This window comes from Actinomadura graeca, from assembly GCF_019175365.1.
GTDB lineage: Bacteria > Actinomycetota > Actinomycetes > Streptosporangiales > Streptosporangiaceae > Spirillospora > Spirillospora graeca.
Genome location: NZ_CP059572.1, coordinates 6,334,863 through 6,349,014, shown reverse-complemented (window position 1 = coordinate 6,349,014; position 14,152 = coordinate 6,334,863). Strand labels below are relative to the sequence as shown.

Below are 14,152 nucleotides of genomic sequence, written 5' to 3'. Positions count from 1 at the left end.
TCATCGGGCCGCCCCGAGGATCAGACGGTCCGCCCTCCGAGCAGATCTCTGGCGATATGCGCGACCACCTCGGCGACATAGGAATGCCCGGCCGCGTTCAGATGGATGCCGTCGGGACTCCACATCGACGGGTCGCCGACCTTGGACACCGATTCCCGATTCGGGAACGTCGTTCCGGACGCACGGGAGACGCGGTCCAGCTCGGCATTGAAGTCGGCGATTCGCTGCACGACCCGTTTTCGCCGGAACTGCGACATCGGCGACCTCTCCAGGAATGGGGGGCGCGGCACCGGAATGGCGATGGCGACGGCACCGCTCTCCCGGGCCCAGCCGAACACCTCCTCCAGCCGCGCGGCGACGCCGGCCCGCTCGAAGCCGTTCAGCGCGTCGTTCATCCCGCAGCCGAGCATCACCAGCCGCGGGTCCAGCCCGCGCGCCCGCGGCAGCTGGACGCGGACCACGTCCTCGATCGTCGCGCCGGGTTCGGCGAGGTTGCGGACCCGGTCGCGGGGGATGTCCAGGTGGCGGGCGAGCCGCCCGGCCCAGCCGATCCAGCCGCCCGGGGGGTCGGGGGCGGGGTCGTGCCATCCCTCGGCCACGCTGTCGCCGAGCACCACCATGGGGCGCCCGGCGGCGCCGGCCTCCGGCCGGCCGGCCCTCACGCGACGAGATCGAGCAGGTAGTCGGTGAGCGCGGCGACCGTCTCGCGGCGCCGTGCCTCGGCCACGTCCACCTCGACCTGCAGGTGGTCCTCGATGTCGCTGATGATGCTGATCGCATAGACCGAATCCACGCCATAGCGGGCGAGCTCGACCCCTGGATCGATGTTTTCCGCGGGCCTGTCGAGGTAGAAGGCGATCCTGTCAAGAAGCCACGTTTGCAGCTCGCCGCGGGAGATAATTTCCGACCCGTTCACCGCATTCCTCCTCTGTCAGAGGATCTTCCAAATCAATCGCGATTGCCGTCGGAGACGAGCACACCGCAAGATACCGGCTCAATGATGGCGTGTCTCAGATTCATATGTGAACGATCGGACACAAGGATGTCACTGTTTCGTAAATTAAGTCAGCCATGCGGTAAAACGGAAGATTTCTACTCAAGGGTAACTATCTCCGTTAACCGCGGGCCGGGAGCGCTCCGGGGAGCGGGTTCACGCAGGTCCCGGTGATCCGCCCGTCTCCCGGACGGCACACGAGGACACGCGACCTGCACGCTTCCCCGTCCGGCCCCGCCGTCCGCCCCTCCCGTCCAGGCACGTTCCAGGCGAGTTTCGGACAAGCGGACACGGCACTCTCGGGCGCACCGATCAACAGGGCCGCCGGTGCCGTCCCGGAGGCCGGAACGGCCGTGGAACGGCCGTCGAACGGGTCGTAAGACGGGCGGCGGGCTCGCGGCGCGCGCTCAGCAGATGCGGGGAAGGGGGTCGCCCACCAGGACGTCCACGACGCGGGTGCCGCCGAACGACGTCTTCAGCAGGACGAGCCCTGGCGGTTCCTCCTCGACGCGGCCGATCACGGCGGCGCCCGCTCCGAGGGGGTGGGCGCGGAGCGCGGCCAGGGCGGCGGCCTCGGCCTCCCCCGACACGACGATCACGGCGCGGCCCTCGCAGGCGACGTACAGCGGGTCCAGGCCGAGCAGCTCGCAGGCGCCCCGGACGGCGGGTCCCACCGGCACGGCGTCCTCGTCGAGGGCCACCGCCACGCCCGCGTCCACGGCCAGCTCGTTGAGCACGGTGGCGACGCCGCCCCGCGTGGCGTCGCGCATCCGGCGCACGGCACCGGGGCAGGCGGCACGGAGATCGGCGATCAGGCCGTTGAGCGGCGCGGTGTCGGAGGCGACGCCGGCCTCGATGCCGAGATCGCCGCGGGCCAGCATCACGGTGACGCCGTGCTCGCCGATCGGGCCGGTGACCAGGACGGAGTCCCCGGGCAGCACCTCACCGGACGGCGCGGACTCCACCACGCCGACGCCCGAGGTGGTGATGTAGCAGCCATCGGCCTTGCCCCGCTCGACGACCTTGGTGTCGCCCGCGACGATCCCGACGCCCGCCTCCCCGGCGGCGCGCCGCATGGACGCGGTGATGCGGCGCAGGTCGGCGACGGGGAAGCCCTCTTCGAGGATGAAGGCCGCCGACAGGTGCAGCGGCGTCGCGCCGGCGACGGCGAGGTCGTTGACGGTGCCGTTGACGGCCAGGTCCCCGATGTCGCCGCCCGGGAAGAACAGCGGCGAGACGACGGAGGCGTCGGTGGTGAAGGCGAGGGCGGGGCCGGCGGCACCGTCCACCGGGAAGACCGCCGAATCGTCCAGGCGATCCAGGAGGGGATTGCCGAACGCCTCGCGGAACACCGCCTCCACCAGCGTGCGCGTCGCCTTGCCGCCGGCGCCGTGGGCGAGGGTCACGCGGTCCTCGCGCAGCCGCGGCCGGGCGGCGCGGGCCCGCTCGATGCGGTCGAGGACCTGTTCTTCGCGGACTTTCACCGGGTCGCCTCCTTGACGCGTTCACGGGTGAAGCGGCCGAAGTTGTAATAGGCGGCGCAGGCGCCCTCGGAGGACACCATGCAGGTGCCGATGGGCGTCTCGGGTGTGCAGGCGGTTCCGAAGACCTTGCATTCGTAGGGCTTCAGGACGCCCTTGAGCACCTCGCCGCATTGGCAGGACCTCGGGTCGGCTACGCGGCTTCCGGGGATGTCGAAAAGGCGCTCGGCGTCGAAGGAGGCGTCCTTCATGCGGAGCGCGGAATGGGAGATGAAGCCGAGCCCGCGCCATTCGAAGTAGGGGCGGGGCTCCATCGTCCGGTTGATGGCCTGGAGCGCCTTGGCGTTGCCGTCCCAGGGCACGACCCGCCCGTACTGGTTCTCGACCTCGCAGCGTCCCTCGGCGAGCTGGGTCAGCAGCATGTGGATCGACTGGAGGATGTCCAGGGGCTCGAATCCGGCGACGACCAGGGGCTTGCCGTAGTCGCGGGTGATGAACCCGTAGGGGCGGCAGCCGATGACGGCCGAGACGTGACCGGGGCCGATGAAGCCGTCCAGCCGCAGGTCGGGCGAGTCGAGGATGGCCTTGATCGCCGGGAGGATCGTCACGTGGTTGCAGAACACCGAGAAGTTCGCGACCCCGGCGGACGCGGCGCGCAGCACGGTCATCGCGGTGGACGGCGCGGTCGTCTCGAACCCGATGCCCATGAACACGACGCGCCGGGACGGGTTCCGCTCGGCGATCCCGAGGGCGTCCAGCGGCGAGTAGACCATCCGGATGTCGGCGCCCGCGGCCTTGGCGTCGAGGAAGGAGCCGCGCCCGCCCGGGACCCGCATCATGTCCCCGAACGTCGTCATGATCACATCCGGGCGGGAGGCGATGTCGATCGCGTCGTCCACCCGTCCCATCGGGATCACGCACACCGGGCAGCCCGGCCCGTGGACGAGCGAGACCGCCTCCGGCAGGTAGTCCTCGATGCCGTGCTTGTAGATGGTGTGGGTGTGGCCGCCGCACACCTCCATGAACGTGTACCGGCGGCCGGGCTCGCACAGGGCGGCGATGGAGGCCGCGAGGGACCGCGCCTTGGCGGCGTCCCTGTACTCGTCGACATGGCGCATCAGCCGATCCTCGATTCGCGGAACGCGTCGATCTCGTCGTCGTAGGCGTCGCCGAGGCCCTCCAGCAGCGCGAGCGTGGCGCGCGCCTCGTCCTCGTCGATGCGGGACAGGGCGAAGCCGACGTGGATGAGGACCCAGTCCCCCGCCGCGAGCGGCGGGCCGTCGAGCAGGCCGGTGTCGACGGCGCGGCGGACGCCGCCGATGTCGACCGTCGCGAGCGGACGGTCCGGCGCGACCTCCACGATCTCCCCGGGGATCGCCAGGCACATCAGAGGGCCTCCTGGGTGAGCTCCCACAGCGCGTGGTAGATCGTCGTCTGCGCCTCCTGGATGCGGTGCACCGAGGTGGACGGGACGACGAACAGGTGGTCCAGGCCCGGCGTCCCGGCCATCTGGCCCCCGCCGTCCCCGGCGAGGCCGACCGTCACCATGCCGCGCCGCCCGGCCTCGCGCAGGGCGGCCAGCAGGTTGCCGGAGTCGCCGCTGGTGGACAGGGCGAGCGCGATGTCGCCCCGGCGGCCGAACGCGGCGAGCTGCCGGGCGAACACCACCTCGAACCCGACGTCGTTGGACAGCGCGGTGAGCACGGCGGCGTCGGTGGTGAGCGCCAGCGCGGGCAGCGGCCGGGCGGGCGGGCCCGGGTTGACGAACAGCGCGGCGACGTCCTGCGCGTCGGTGGAGCTGCCGCCGTTGCCGAAGGTGAACAGCCGCCCGCCGGAGCGGAACGCCTCCGCCATCCGCGCGGCGCAGGCCGTGAGGTCGTCGCCGCACCGGTCGAGGACGGTCGCGCGCAGCGCGACGATCTCGCGGGCCTTCTCGGCGGTCGAGCGCCGGACGTCCGCCAGCACCGCGTCCAGCCCCGCGCCCGCGGGCCCGCCGCCCGGCCCGCCACCGTCGCCGCCTGGCCCGCCGGTGTCCAGGAACGGATAGAGCTGCTTCATCCCGGTCATGTCATGACCCCGATCGCCTCCTTGGCGTGGACGAGGACGGTGTCGCCCTCCGCCGCCTCCACCAGCGCGACGCTGACCCGCTCGATCCGCCCGTCACCGGCGTCGACGTCGGCGAGCCCGCCGTCCATGAGCCGGACGATCCGGACGGCGACGGCCTCGTCCGCGCACGTGACGCAGTGGCCGTCCTCGCATCCGGTCATGGCCGGGCCTCCCCCGCGAGGACGTCCGGCCGCTCCAGGAACACGTGCACCACTTCCCACAGCAGGTGGTAGGCGGTGACGTGCACCTCCTTGACCACCCGCGGGTCCCCGGACGGGACCACCACCAGGTGGTCGACGACCTCGCCCCCGGCGAGCGGCCCGCCGTCGCCGCCCGCCAGCGCGACGGTGAGCATGCCGAGCGCCCGCGCGCCGCCGAGCCCGCGCAGGACGTTGCCGCAGCGGCCGTCCGGCGTGATGCCGAGGGCGATGTCGTCCGGGCCGCCGAAGCAGCGCAGCTGGTGCGCGAACACCTCGGCGAACCCGGCGGACGCGCCGACGCCCGTGAGCGTGGCGACGTCGCCGGTGAGCGACAGCGCGGGCAGCGCCCGCTTCCCCACGATCACCGGGTGGACGAACTCGACCGCCACGTGCTGGGCGTCGGTGGCGGCACCGCCGTTGCCGAAGGTGAACAGCCGCCCTCCGCGATGGAACCGCTCCGCCATGGCGTGGCAGGCGGCGGCGATGGCCGCGGCGTCCCCGGCGAGCGCCTCGCCGGGGCCCGTGCGGCGCCCGAACACCCCGGCGGGCGTGACCTTCTCCCTGACCGGCGCCATCCCTCACATGCTCTCGGACTTGATGTACCGGCGCAGCGCCGGCAGTTCCTTGACCACCACGACGACCGCCAGGACCAGCAGCAGCGCGGTCATGGCCCGGACGATGCCGGGCCGCGTGCGGATGCCCTTCCTCATGTGTCCGCCTCCTTTCCTTCGTGCCCTCCGGGCCTTCCGGCCCTGTCGGCTTCCTCCGCCAGCAGCCGCCCGACCAGCGCGACGGCCTCGTCCACCGCCGCGGCGACCGGTGCGCTGAGCTCCATCTCCCAGGTGTCCTCGGTGACCGGGCCGGACGGTTCGCAGGCCACGAGCAGCACCCGCGGGGGCATCGGCCCGCCACCGGCGGCGGCGAGCCGCAGGACCCGCGCCGGGTCCAGCCCGTGCCCGTCCACGGCCACGCCGTCGAGGCCGCCGGGACCGGGCTCGACGAGCGACACGGTGCCCGGCGCGTGCCCGCGCGCCGCCGCGTCCACGAGGACCGCCGTGCCGTAGCCGTCCTGGAGCGCGTACATCAGGTCGATGCCGCGGATGCCGAAGTCGACGACGTCGACGCCCGGCGGCACCGGCCGCTCCAGCAGCCTCCGGGCGACCTCCACGCCGAAGCCGTCGTCGCCGTGGAAGACGTTCCCGATGCCCGCGACGAGCACCCGCCGCGCCGGGGCGTCCCCGGGCAGCGGCTCCACCTCGTCCGGCCGGACGAAGAACCGGTGGCCCAGCTGGTTGCGGGCGCCGAGGTCGCGGCCCGGGTCGTCGTCGACGGCGACCACCAGGTGCAGCCCGCCCTCCATGTCCTCCTCGACCCGCTCGACGGTCGCGGACCGCCCGGCCAGCGCGAGGCCGAACACGTCGGCGCCGCCGCGCGGGCGGAGCCGGACGCGGCTGCCCGCCTCCATCGCGTGCCCGCCCACGATCGCGCGCCCGTCCGGGGCGGCTCGTTCCCGGCCGTCCGGGAGCGGCCCGGTCACCAGGCGTCCGTCCGCGGGTCGCGCATGGTGCCGTGCAGCGCCAGCAGCTCGTCGGAGGTGAGCGCGGCGCAGCGGTCGAGGATCTCCTTCGCGCGCGGGTCCGTCGACGCCATCTCCCGCCGCTCGTCCTCGGCCAGGCCGAGCACGCTCGCGATCAGCAGCCGGTCGATCTCGCTGCCGTCGAACAGGTCGCCGGGGCTCTCCGGCGACACCCGCGGCCAGTCGTACAGGACGATCGGCGCGGCGAGCACGGTGTGGCGGCTGCCCGGCTCGCCCACCAGCACCGGCCACAGCCCCTCGTTGCGGCACGTCGCCGCCGCGGCGGCCAGCCGCCCGGGCGGGTCGGTGGACGACGCGAACGCGCCCGCCGTGGTCGAGGCCACGAGGTGGGCGCACAGCATCCCGGCGTCCACGGCCTCGTCGCGGCGGCCGCCGTCCGCGCCGCCGCCCATCGTTTCCGTGCCGAGGGCGGCCGTGTTGACCACCTCGGCGCGCAGCCGCACGACGCCCGGGGCGACCTCGGCCGCCGAGACCTCCATCATCCCGTCCAGGCGCTCCCACATCCGGACGAACCAGGCGTCGGAGGCGCCGGGCGGGCCGATCGGCTCCTCCTCGGCGCCCGCCGCCACCGCGACCGGGACGCGGACGGGCGAGCGCAGCAGCCGCGCCACCCGCAGGCGGCCGCTGGTGATCTCCCGCTCGCGCGCCTCCTGCCAGGTCGTGTACGTCTCGCCGCCGACGGCGACCTCGTCCACCGGGGCGTCCCCGCTCATGGCCTGCCGCCGGACGGCGTGCAGGAACCGCAGCGTGACCTCGACGTCGGCGCCGGGGGCGGTCTCCAGCAGGACCTCGGACGACACCGTCCAGCGGTCGCCCTCCCGCTCGGCGTAGGCGCGCGGGTAGACGCCGCCGATCGTCCAGCGGCGCCGGTTCTTCAGCGCCGAGCGCCGGTAGGGCCACAGCAGGTACCCCTCGTACAGGACGGTGTCCGCGATCGTCCTCACCGGGTCCATCCGCGCCGCTCCCTCCCCTGCGCCGACGCGGCCGACAGGCCGCCCGGCGGCTCGGCCAACAGCAGCAGCTCGTCGACCGCGTCGTCGAAGGACGGGTGCGCCCGGCGCGCCCGGTAGGCGGCGAGACGGTCGAAGCGGTCCTCGTCGAGGCGGAGCCAGCGCGCCGAGCCGTAGTACCGGTCCATCAGGTCGCGCCACAGGCCGATCGGCAGCTCCCCCGTCGCCTCGTACTGCCAGGAGATCTGCCCGGTCCGCAGCGCCCCGGCCTCGTCGGGGTAGAAGACCGTCCCGCTGAACGACAGGTCGATCGGCACGTCGCCGTCCCGCAGCGCGTTCAGGTACTGGTCGGCCGCCACCTGCATGTCGTGGCCGCACGGCAGGCCGAGCGTCAGCTCCGTCGAGCCCCGGAACGCCGGGACGGTCGCGGTGATGCGCGCCCAGGTCAGCCCGTGCAGCGACCGGTCCCACAGCTCCGGCGGGCCGAAGACCCCGGCGAGCCGGTCCTGGTCCTCGTCCTCGTAGCCGCGCCGCGCCGCAGCGATGCTCACCACGGTCGTCAGCAGGACGCACTGGACGGGCCCGCCGTCCGCGCGCCGCAGCCCGACCCGCAGGTTCAGCGTCGGCGTCGCCGCGAACCGCTCGGGCTCGATGCCGAGCAGGTCCAGCGCCAGGTCCGGTGTCGGGCTCATGGCGGGGACAGGTTCGGCATGCCGGGCAGGATCGGGTCCCGGTCGGCCGCGTTGATGCCGGTGGACCGGCGCGCGGTCGAGGTCCCGTCGGGCAGGTGGCCCGCCTGCTTGCCGTAGTTGCCCTCGCTGTTGCCCTCGTGGACGCCGCTCGTGTGCGACGGCTTGTCGGGCGTCACGTCGGGCCTGCCGACCTTGATCATGGTCCGCCCCCCATCTCCTCGAAGAACCCTCCGATGCGGGTCCAGACGGCGTCGCCGCCGCCGAACCCCGTCCAGTGCTCCCGCAGCAGCGCGGTGAGCCGGTAGCAGTCGTCGAGCGGCAGGAACCAGTGCCCGGCGGCGCCCCGCGCCCGGTCGACGACCAGCGCCTCCACGTCCGGGCGCAGGTCCGCGAGGACCGGGTTGGCGTCCACCAGCCGCCGCCAGCTCTGGGGGTGGACGTCCGCGCGCAGCGCCCCGGCGGGGCCCGGGTAGCGTGCGGTCACGGCGCCCGCCCGGTCCAGGGTGAAGAACGCGAGCTCGACCGGGACGCCGAGGCCCGCCCAGAGGGTCCCGTCGAGGCGGAACCCGGTGAGCCTGCGCCGCGTGTCCGGGATGAGGCGGTAGTGCCGTCCGGGTGCGTCCGCGCCCGGTGCGTCCGCGCCGTCGAACCGGGCGTCGTCGAAGAGCAGGGAGCAGGCGCGGCACGCGCACGCCAGTTCCGCGTTGGTGAGGTCGAGCAGGTGCCGGTGGACGGCCGGCAGCGGCTCCGCGCACAGCTCGCACCACTCGGCGGGTCCCGCGGCGGCCTCGCCGTCCCCCGCGCCGGGCTCCGCCTGGGCCCCTGCCTGGGCCGCGGCCTGGGCGGCGGCGTTCGCGAGGGCCGCGAATCGCGGCGTGAGCAGCCCCGGCGACGACCCGGAGGTCATACGCGGCTCCGCAGCCGGTCCAGCGGGATCAGCACCGGCTCCGGCGCGGGCGCCTGGACGTCCACGCGGTCCAGTTCCGGCGCCGCCGCGCGCACCGCCCGCACCACCGCGTCCCGCACCGGCCCGGCGGGCGCCGTGCGTCCCTCCGCCGCGATGACGAGCTGGACGGCGGCGCCGTCGATCCCGGCGACCTCGACCGTCGTGCGGTGCCCGGCCAGGTAGGACTCCATCGCGCCGAGCGCGCGGCCGACGCGCACCTCCGGCGGGTCCGGGTGCAGGCCGTGCAGGAGCAGCAGGTGGTTGATCAGCTCGTCGCCGGTCAGCGCGGCGTCGGCGCCCGCGCTCGCCGCGATCCGCTGCACCCGCTCCAGGGCCTCGCCGTACAGTTCGACGAGGGCCCGGACGGTCCGGCCCGCGTGCTCGTCCAGCCGTCCGAGCATCTGCTCCAGATGGCGGACGTGGTCGCGGACGCGGTCGTCGTCCCAGCTCATCCCTGGTCTCCGGGGGACCGCTCACCGAGCATCGGGGAGTGGGTCCGCTGGATCGTGCGGCCCTCCCCCACGTACATGTGCACGCCGCAGGGCAGGCACGGGTCGAAGCTGCGCACGGTCCGCATGATGTCGATGCCCTTGAAGTCCTCGGGCCCGTTCTCCTCGAAGATCGGCTGCCCGGCGACCGCGTCCTCGTAGGGGCCGGGCGTGCCGAGGGAGTCGCGCGGGCTGGCGTTCCACGGCGTCGGCGGGTACGGCTGGTAGTTCACGATCTTCTTGTCGCGGATCACCAGGTGGTGGGACAGGACGCCGCGCACCGCCTCGTGGAACCCGGCGCCGATCGCCTCGTCCGGGACGTCGAAGTCGGTGAAGACCTTGGTGTTGCCGGATCTGACCTCGGTCAGCGCCCGCTCCGCGAAGTACAGCGCCATTCCCGCCGCGTAGGCGATGAAGTAGGCGCGGGCCCGGTCGCGCTCGATCGTGTTGGCGTACTGCGGAGGCTTCCACTCCAGGTTGACCTCGGGCATCCCCGGCGTCTTCGGCAGGTCGATCTTCACGCTGTGGCCGGTGGAGCGGACGTAGGGCGTGTCGACCACCCCGGCCAGCGCGGTCGCCCACAGCCGCGCGAGCGGCCCGCCGCCGGTGTCGAGGGCCAGGTGGTCGCCGCTCGCGGGGTCCAGCCAGCGCGGGCTGACGACCCAGCTGTACTTCCCGCCGTCCAGGTCGCGCTTCTGCGGGCGCGGCAGGGTCGTCTGGTTCCACGGGTGCCGCTTGTCGACGATGTTGCCGAGCGGGTCGTGGGTGACGAACGTCTCCTCGTCCTCCCAGTCGTCGTAGTAGGAGCTGCCGAGCAGGATCCGCATACCGAGGTTGATGTCCACCAGGTCGGTCGTGACGAGCTGACCGTCCACCACGATGCCGGGGGTGACGAACGCGGCGCGCCCCCATTCGCTCATGTGGCGGTACTCGTAGTCGCAGACGTCAGGGTTCTGCAGGGCGCCCCAGCAGCCGAGCAGCGTCCGGCGCCGCCCGACCTGGTCGTAGCCGGGCAGCGCCTCCAGGAAGAAGTCGAAGATGTCGTCGTTCATCGCGACGGCGCGCTTGACGAAGTCGAGGCACCGCGTGAGGCGGACGAGGTAGTCGGTGAACACCTGCGGCGTCGCGACCGTCCCCACGCCGCCCGGGTAGAGCGTGGACGGGTGGACGTGCCGCCCCTCCATCAGGCAGCACATCTCGCGGGTGATCCGGCTGAGGACGAGGGCCTCCTTGTAGATCTCGCCCTCGAACGGGTTGAACGCCGCCATCAGGTCGGCGATCGTCCGGAAGCCGTGCACCGACCCGCGCGGCGCCTCGGTGTTCTTGGCGCGCGCCAGCAGGCCCGGGTTCGTCTCGCCGACCATGCGCTCGCAGAAGTCGACGAAGACGAGGTTGTCCTGGAAGAGCGTGTGGTCGAACATGAACTCGGCGGCCTCGCCGAGGTTGATGATCCAGTCGGCCAGCGGCGGCGGTTTGATCCCATACGCCATGTTCTGTGCGTAGATCGAGCAGGTGGCGTGGTTGTCGCCGCAGATGCCACAGATCCGGCTGGTGATGAAGTGCGCGTCCCGCGGGTCCTTGCCCTTCATGAACACGCTGTAGCCACGGAAGATCGACGAGGTGCTCCGGCACTCCGCCACCTCCCGGTTGGCAAAGTCGATCTTGGTGTAGATACCGAGGTTCCCGATGATCCGTGTGATCGGGTCGAACGCGACCTCGACCAGGTCGCCCCTCTCGCCGGCCATGTCGCTCCCTGTCTGCTCCGGTCCGCGTTCACCCGTGTCCGCTGGTCAGTTCTCGTGCGGCCAGCGCGGCTGATAGCCGCTCGTCAGCGCGACCTCGTTGTGGCGCCACTTCGGTTCCCTGTTGACGTTCTTGTTCGTGATGGACCGCATCGTCCGGATGAACGGCCCGTACGATCGCAACATCGTGGAGGACAGGCTCGCGCCGGGCGGCTCGTCCATGAACGGCATGAACTTGTCGGGGAACCCCGGCATCGTGCAGCCGATGCAGATGCCGCCGACGTTGGGGCAGCCGCCCACGCCGTCCATCCATCCGCGCTTGGTGACGTTGCAGTTCACGACGGGGCCCCAGCAGCCCACCTTCACCTGGCACTTCGGCGAGTTGTAGTCGCGCGCGAAGTCGGCCTGCTCGTAGTAGGCGGCCCGGTCGCAGCCCTCGTGGACGGTCTTGCCGAACAGCCACGTCGGACGGTGCTGGTCGTCCAGCGGGATCACCGGCGCCAGGCCCGCCGCCTGGTGCAGCACCCACAGGAGCGTCTCCATGAAGTTGTCGGGCTGGACCGGGCAGCCGGGCACGTTCACGATCGGCAGGTCGCCCGCGGACCGGAAGTCCCAGCCGAGGTAGTCGGCGAGGCCCATGCAGCCGGTCGGGTTGCCCGCCATGGCGTGGATGCCGCCGTAGGCCGCGCACGTCCCGATCGCCACCACCGCCCAGGCCCGGTGCGCCAGCCGGTCGATCCACTCGTTCAGCGTGATCGGCTCGCCGGTCTCGGGATCGTTGCCCATGCTCGTCCAGTAGCCGTCCCCGTTGATGTTCTCGTTGGGGATGGAGCCCTCGACGACGAGGATGAACGGCTCCAGCTCGCCCCGCGCCGCCTCGTGGAAGACCTTCATGAAATCGTCGCCGGTCTCGTAGGCGAGGACCTTGTTGTGCAGGTGGACCTTCGGCAGGCCCGGCACGGCGCCGAGGACCACGTCCTCGATGCTCGGCAGCGACGCCGCGGTCACCGAGACCGTGTCGCCGTCACAGCTCATCCCCTCGGACGTCCACAGGATGTGGATCTCCTCCACCCCCTGCGCCGCCGGCGCGACGCTCACCATCGCTTCCCCCTCCCGCCGGGCAAGGCCAACGTTCCTTCTCCGGGGGGATGATCTCCCCCTGCCCCGCGGAAAACCCGCGAAACACAGCGCCGGTAAAAGAGGCTTCTTCGTGAAGATGACGTTTGACCTGGGAAGATACCGGGCAGCTAGCGAGCGCCACCACGAGTCGAACGGACGCGGCGTGCACGAACTGGCCATCACCGAAAGCGTGATCGACGCAATTTCTGGACAAATGTCGGAAATGCGGGTTTCCGTGGTCCATCTGGAGATCGGCCGGCTGTCCGGCGTGCTGCCGGACGCCGTGCGCTTCTGCTTCGAGCTGGCGGGCGAGGGCACCTGCGTGGCCGGAGCGCGGCTGGAGATCTCCGAGCCCGCGGGCACCGGGACCTGCCGGGCCTGCGGCGCCGCGTTCACCGCCCGCGACCCGCTCGCGCTGTGCCCGTGCGGCAGCGCCGACGTGACGATCACCGGTGGCGACGGGCTGAGGATCACGGCGGTGGAGGCCGGACATGTGTGACACCTGCGGCTGCGACGCGGACGGCGCCGTCCGGCTGACGACCCTCGGGCGGTCCCGCTCCCGCGTCGTCACCCTGGAGCAGGACGTCCTGGCCCGCAACGACGACCTCGCCGCGCGCAACCGCGCCTGGCTGGACCGGCGCGGCATCACCGCGATCAACGTGATGAGCTCGCCCGGCTCCGGCAAGACGACGCTGCTGGAGCGGACGGTCGCCGACCTGGGGCCGGACCGGGCGGTCTCGGTGATCGAAGGCGATCAGGAGACCCTGCTGGACGCCCGCCGCCTGAGCGCCGCCGGCGCCCGCACCGTGCAGGTCAACACCGGGGCGGGCTGCCACCTGGACGCCGCGATGATCGCCCGCGCGCTGCCGGAGCTCGGCCCGCCGGACGGCTCGACGGTGTTCATCGAGAACGTCGGCAACCTCGTCTGCCCCGCCCTGTTCGACCTCGGCGAGCGGGCCCGCGTGGTGCTGATGTCGGTCACCGAGGGCGCGGACAAGCCGCTGAAGTACCCGCACATGTTCCGCGGCGCGGACGCGGTGCTGCTCAACAAGATCGACCTGCTGCCGTACGTCGACTTCGACGTGGACGCCTGCCGCGCCGCCGTGCTGCGCCTGTCGCCGGGCGCCCGCGTCCTGCCGGTCTCCGCGACGCGCGGCGACGGCCTGGACGGCTGGTACGGCTGGCTCCCCGGCGCCGCCGCCACCGGCCGGTGGCTCGCGCCCTGAGACGAGCCGGAGTCGCCCGCGCGGCCGGTACGTCCGGGCCCCGGAACGGGTAAGGCGGGCCCGGATCGAGTCCGGGCCCGCCTCGTCGCGAGCGTCTCTGGGGTCAGCAGTACTTGTACGACCCCGTCCGGCCCCACGAGCACGAGTCCGCCGCCGAGCCGTTCGGGTAGCGGAGGTAGGCCGTGTCACCGGTGTTGTTCCACACGTAGGAGGACCTGCCCCAGTACCGGTGCGTGGCGTTGTTGGTGCCCTTGCCCGTGTGGACGTACACCGACTTGCGGCCGCCCAGGCTGAACGAGCCGAAGGTGTAGGTGTAGCCCGTCTTGTCGCGCAGCTTGTAGCCCTTGAGCTGCTTGGACGTCCGCGCGGTGTTGAAGAGCTGCACCCACTCGCCGTTCAGCGACGCGTTGGAGCGGTTGTCGCTGCCGGGCGAGTCGTAGTAGACGCGGTAGATCTGCACCGCGCTCGCGGCCTCCGCGGGCCCGGCGGCCAGCAAGGCGGCCCCCGTGGCCCCGGCGATGGCGACGGCTCCCATGACGACGAGTCTCTTCACCCCGTGGTTCCCTTCTGTTTGGTGAGTCCCTAGATGTATCGGTTGGTCACCATCTGTG

20 protein-coding genes are annotated in these 14,152 nt (G+C 72.5%); 2 read left to right on the top strand and 18 right to left on the bottom strand.

Annotation, left to right across the window (positions count from 1 at the left end):
- Positions 1-20 precede the first annotated feature (20 nt).
- The 17 genes from AGRA3207_RS28180 to AGRA3207_RS28105 form a co-directional block, all read right to left on the bottom strand.
- Positions 21-662, bottom strand: a complete 642-nt coding sequence (locus AGRA3207_RS28180) for an SGNH/GDSL hydrolase family protein (RefSeq protein WP_231330028.1) — start codon at positions 660-662, stop codon at positions 21-23.
- Positions 659-916, bottom strand: a complete 258-nt coding sequence (locus tag AGRA3207_RS28175; RefSeq protein ID WP_231330027.1) for an acyl carrier protein — start codon at positions 914-916, stop codon at positions 659-661. The genes AGRA3207_RS28180 and AGRA3207_RS28175 overlap by 4 nt, the downstream gene beginning before the upstream one ends.
- A gap of 485 nt (positions 917-1,401) precedes the next feature.
- Entirely contained in the window at positions 1,402-2,478 is a 1,077-nt protein-coding gene (hypE, locus tag AGRA3207_RS28170) for a hydrogenase expression/formation protein HypE (RefSeq protein ID WP_231330026.1), read from the bottom strand.
- Positions 2,475-3,593, bottom strand: coding sequence for a hydrogenase formation protein HypD (hypD, locus tag AGRA3207_RS28165; RefSeq protein ID WP_231330025.1), 1,119 nt, complete (start codon positions 3,591-3,593; stop codon positions 2,475-2,477). The genes hypE and hypD overlap by 4 nt, the downstream gene beginning before the upstream one ends.
- The gene (locus AGRA3207_RS28160; RefSeq protein WP_231330024.1) at positions 3,593-3,862 is read right to left on the bottom strand and encodes a HypC/HybG/HupF family hydrogenase formation chaperone; all 270 of its coding nucleotides are present in this window, start codon (positions 3,860-3,862) and stop codon (positions 3,593-3,595) included. Before AGRA3207_RS28160 ends, hypD begins: the two co-directional genes overlap by 1 nt.
- Positions 3,862-4,542: a D-sedoheptulose-7-phosphate isomerase gene (locus AGRA3207_RS28155; protein WP_231330023.1), complete on the bottom strand. Its 681-nt coding sequence runs from the start codon at positions 4,540-4,542 to the stop codon at positions 3,862-3,864. The genes AGRA3207_RS28160 and AGRA3207_RS28155 overlap by 1 nt, the downstream gene beginning before the upstream one ends.
- Entirely contained in the window at positions 4,539-4,742 is a 204-nt protein-coding gene (locus tag AGRA3207_RS28150) for a HypC/HybG/HupF family hydrogenase formation chaperone (protein ID WP_231330022.1), read from the bottom strand. The genes AGRA3207_RS28155 and AGRA3207_RS28150 overlap by 4 nt, the downstream gene beginning before the upstream one ends.
- On the bottom strand, positions 4,739-5,356 hold the full coding sequence (locus AGRA3207_RS28145) for a D-sedoheptulose-7-phosphate isomerase (protein WP_231330020.1): 618 nt from the start codon (positions 5,354-5,356) through the stop codon (positions 4,739-4,741). Before AGRA3207_RS28145 ends, AGRA3207_RS28150 begins: the two co-directional genes overlap by 4 nt.
- 3 nt (positions 5,357-5,359) lie before the next feature.
- Positions 5,360-5,491 (bottom strand): DUF6893 family small protein, encoded by a 132-nt coding sequence (locus AGRA3207_RS39945; protein ID WP_273699951.1) that lies wholly within the window; start codon positions 5,489-5,491, stop codon positions 5,360-5,362.
- Positions 5,488-6,318, bottom strand: a complete 831-nt coding sequence (locus AGRA3207_RS28140; RefSeq protein WP_231330019.1) for a hydrogenase maturation protease — start codon at positions 6,316-6,318, stop codon at positions 5,488-5,490. The genes AGRA3207_RS39945 and AGRA3207_RS28140 overlap by 4 nt, the downstream gene beginning before the upstream one ends.
- Positions 6,315-7,331, bottom strand: coding sequence for a hypothetical protein (locus AGRA3207_RS28135; protein WP_231330018.1), 1,017 nt, complete (start codon positions 7,329-7,331; stop codon positions 6,315-6,317). The genes AGRA3207_RS28140 and AGRA3207_RS28135 overlap by 4 nt, the downstream gene beginning before the upstream one ends.
- Positions 7,319-8,020, bottom strand: a complete 702-nt coding sequence (locus AGRA3207_RS28130) for a DUF6084 family protein (RefSeq protein WP_231330017.1) — start codon at positions 8,018-8,020, stop codon at positions 7,319-7,321. Before AGRA3207_RS28130 ends, AGRA3207_RS28135 begins: the two co-directional genes overlap by 13 nt.
- Complete coding sequence (locus tag AGRA3207_RS28125) at positions 8,017-8,220, bottom strand: hypothetical protein (protein ID WP_231330016.1); 204 nt, start codon at positions 8,218-8,220, stop codon at positions 8,017-8,019. Before AGRA3207_RS28125 ends, AGRA3207_RS28130 begins: the two co-directional genes overlap by 4 nt.
- Entirely contained in the window at positions 8,217-8,927 is a 711-nt protein-coding gene (locus AGRA3207_RS28120; protein WP_231330015.1) for a DUF5947 family protein, read from the bottom strand. Before AGRA3207_RS28120 ends, AGRA3207_RS28125 begins: the two co-directional genes overlap by 4 nt.
- The gene (locus tag AGRA3207_RS28115; RefSeq protein WP_231330014.1) at positions 8,924-9,418 is read right to left on the bottom strand and encodes a hypothetical protein; all 495 of its coding nucleotides are present in this window, start codon (positions 9,416-9,418) and stop codon (positions 8,924-8,926) included. The genes AGRA3207_RS28120 and AGRA3207_RS28115 overlap by 4 nt, the downstream gene beginning before the upstream one ends.
- Entirely contained in the window at positions 9,415-11,199 is a 1,785-nt protein-coding gene (locus AGRA3207_RS28110) for a nickel-dependent hydrogenase large subunit (protein WP_231330013.1), read from the bottom strand. Before AGRA3207_RS28110 ends, AGRA3207_RS28115 begins: the two co-directional genes overlap by 4 nt.
- Positions 11,200-11,244: 45 nt before the next feature.
- Complete coding sequence (locus AGRA3207_RS28105) at positions 11,245-12,297, bottom strand: NADH-quinone oxidoreductase subunit B family protein (RefSeq protein ID WP_231330011.1); 1,053 nt, start codon at positions 12,295-12,297, stop codon at positions 11,245-11,247.
- 115 nt (positions 12,298-12,412) lie between these two features.
- On the opposite strand from AGRA3207_RS28105, the gene AGRA3207_RS28100 reads away from it, so the two are divergent.
- Both AGRA3207_RS28100 and hypB read left to right on the top strand, forming a co-directional pair.
- The gene (locus AGRA3207_RS28100) at positions 12,413-12,814 is read left to right on the top strand and encodes a hydrogenase maturation nickel metallochaperone HypA/HybF (RefSeq protein ID WP_231336413.1); all 402 of its coding nucleotides are present in this window, start codon (positions 12,413-12,415) and stop codon (positions 12,812-12,814) included.
- Complete coding sequence (gene hypB, locus AGRA3207_RS28095; RefSeq protein WP_231330010.1) at positions 12,807-13,541, top strand: hydrogenase nickel incorporation protein HypB; 735 nt, start codon at positions 12,807-12,809, stop codon at positions 13,539-13,541. The genes AGRA3207_RS28100 and hypB overlap by 8 nt, the downstream gene beginning before the upstream one ends.
- 103 nt (positions 13,542-13,644) lie before the next feature.
- Here the strand turns inward: hypB and AGRA3207_RS28090 are convergent, their stop codons facing one another.
- Positions 13,645-14,094: a lamin tail domain-containing protein gene (locus AGRA3207_RS28090; protein WP_231330009.1), complete on the bottom strand. Its 450-nt coding sequence runs from the start codon at positions 14,092-14,094 to the stop codon at positions 13,645-13,647.
- Positions 14,095-14,152: the final 58 nt, after the last annotated feature.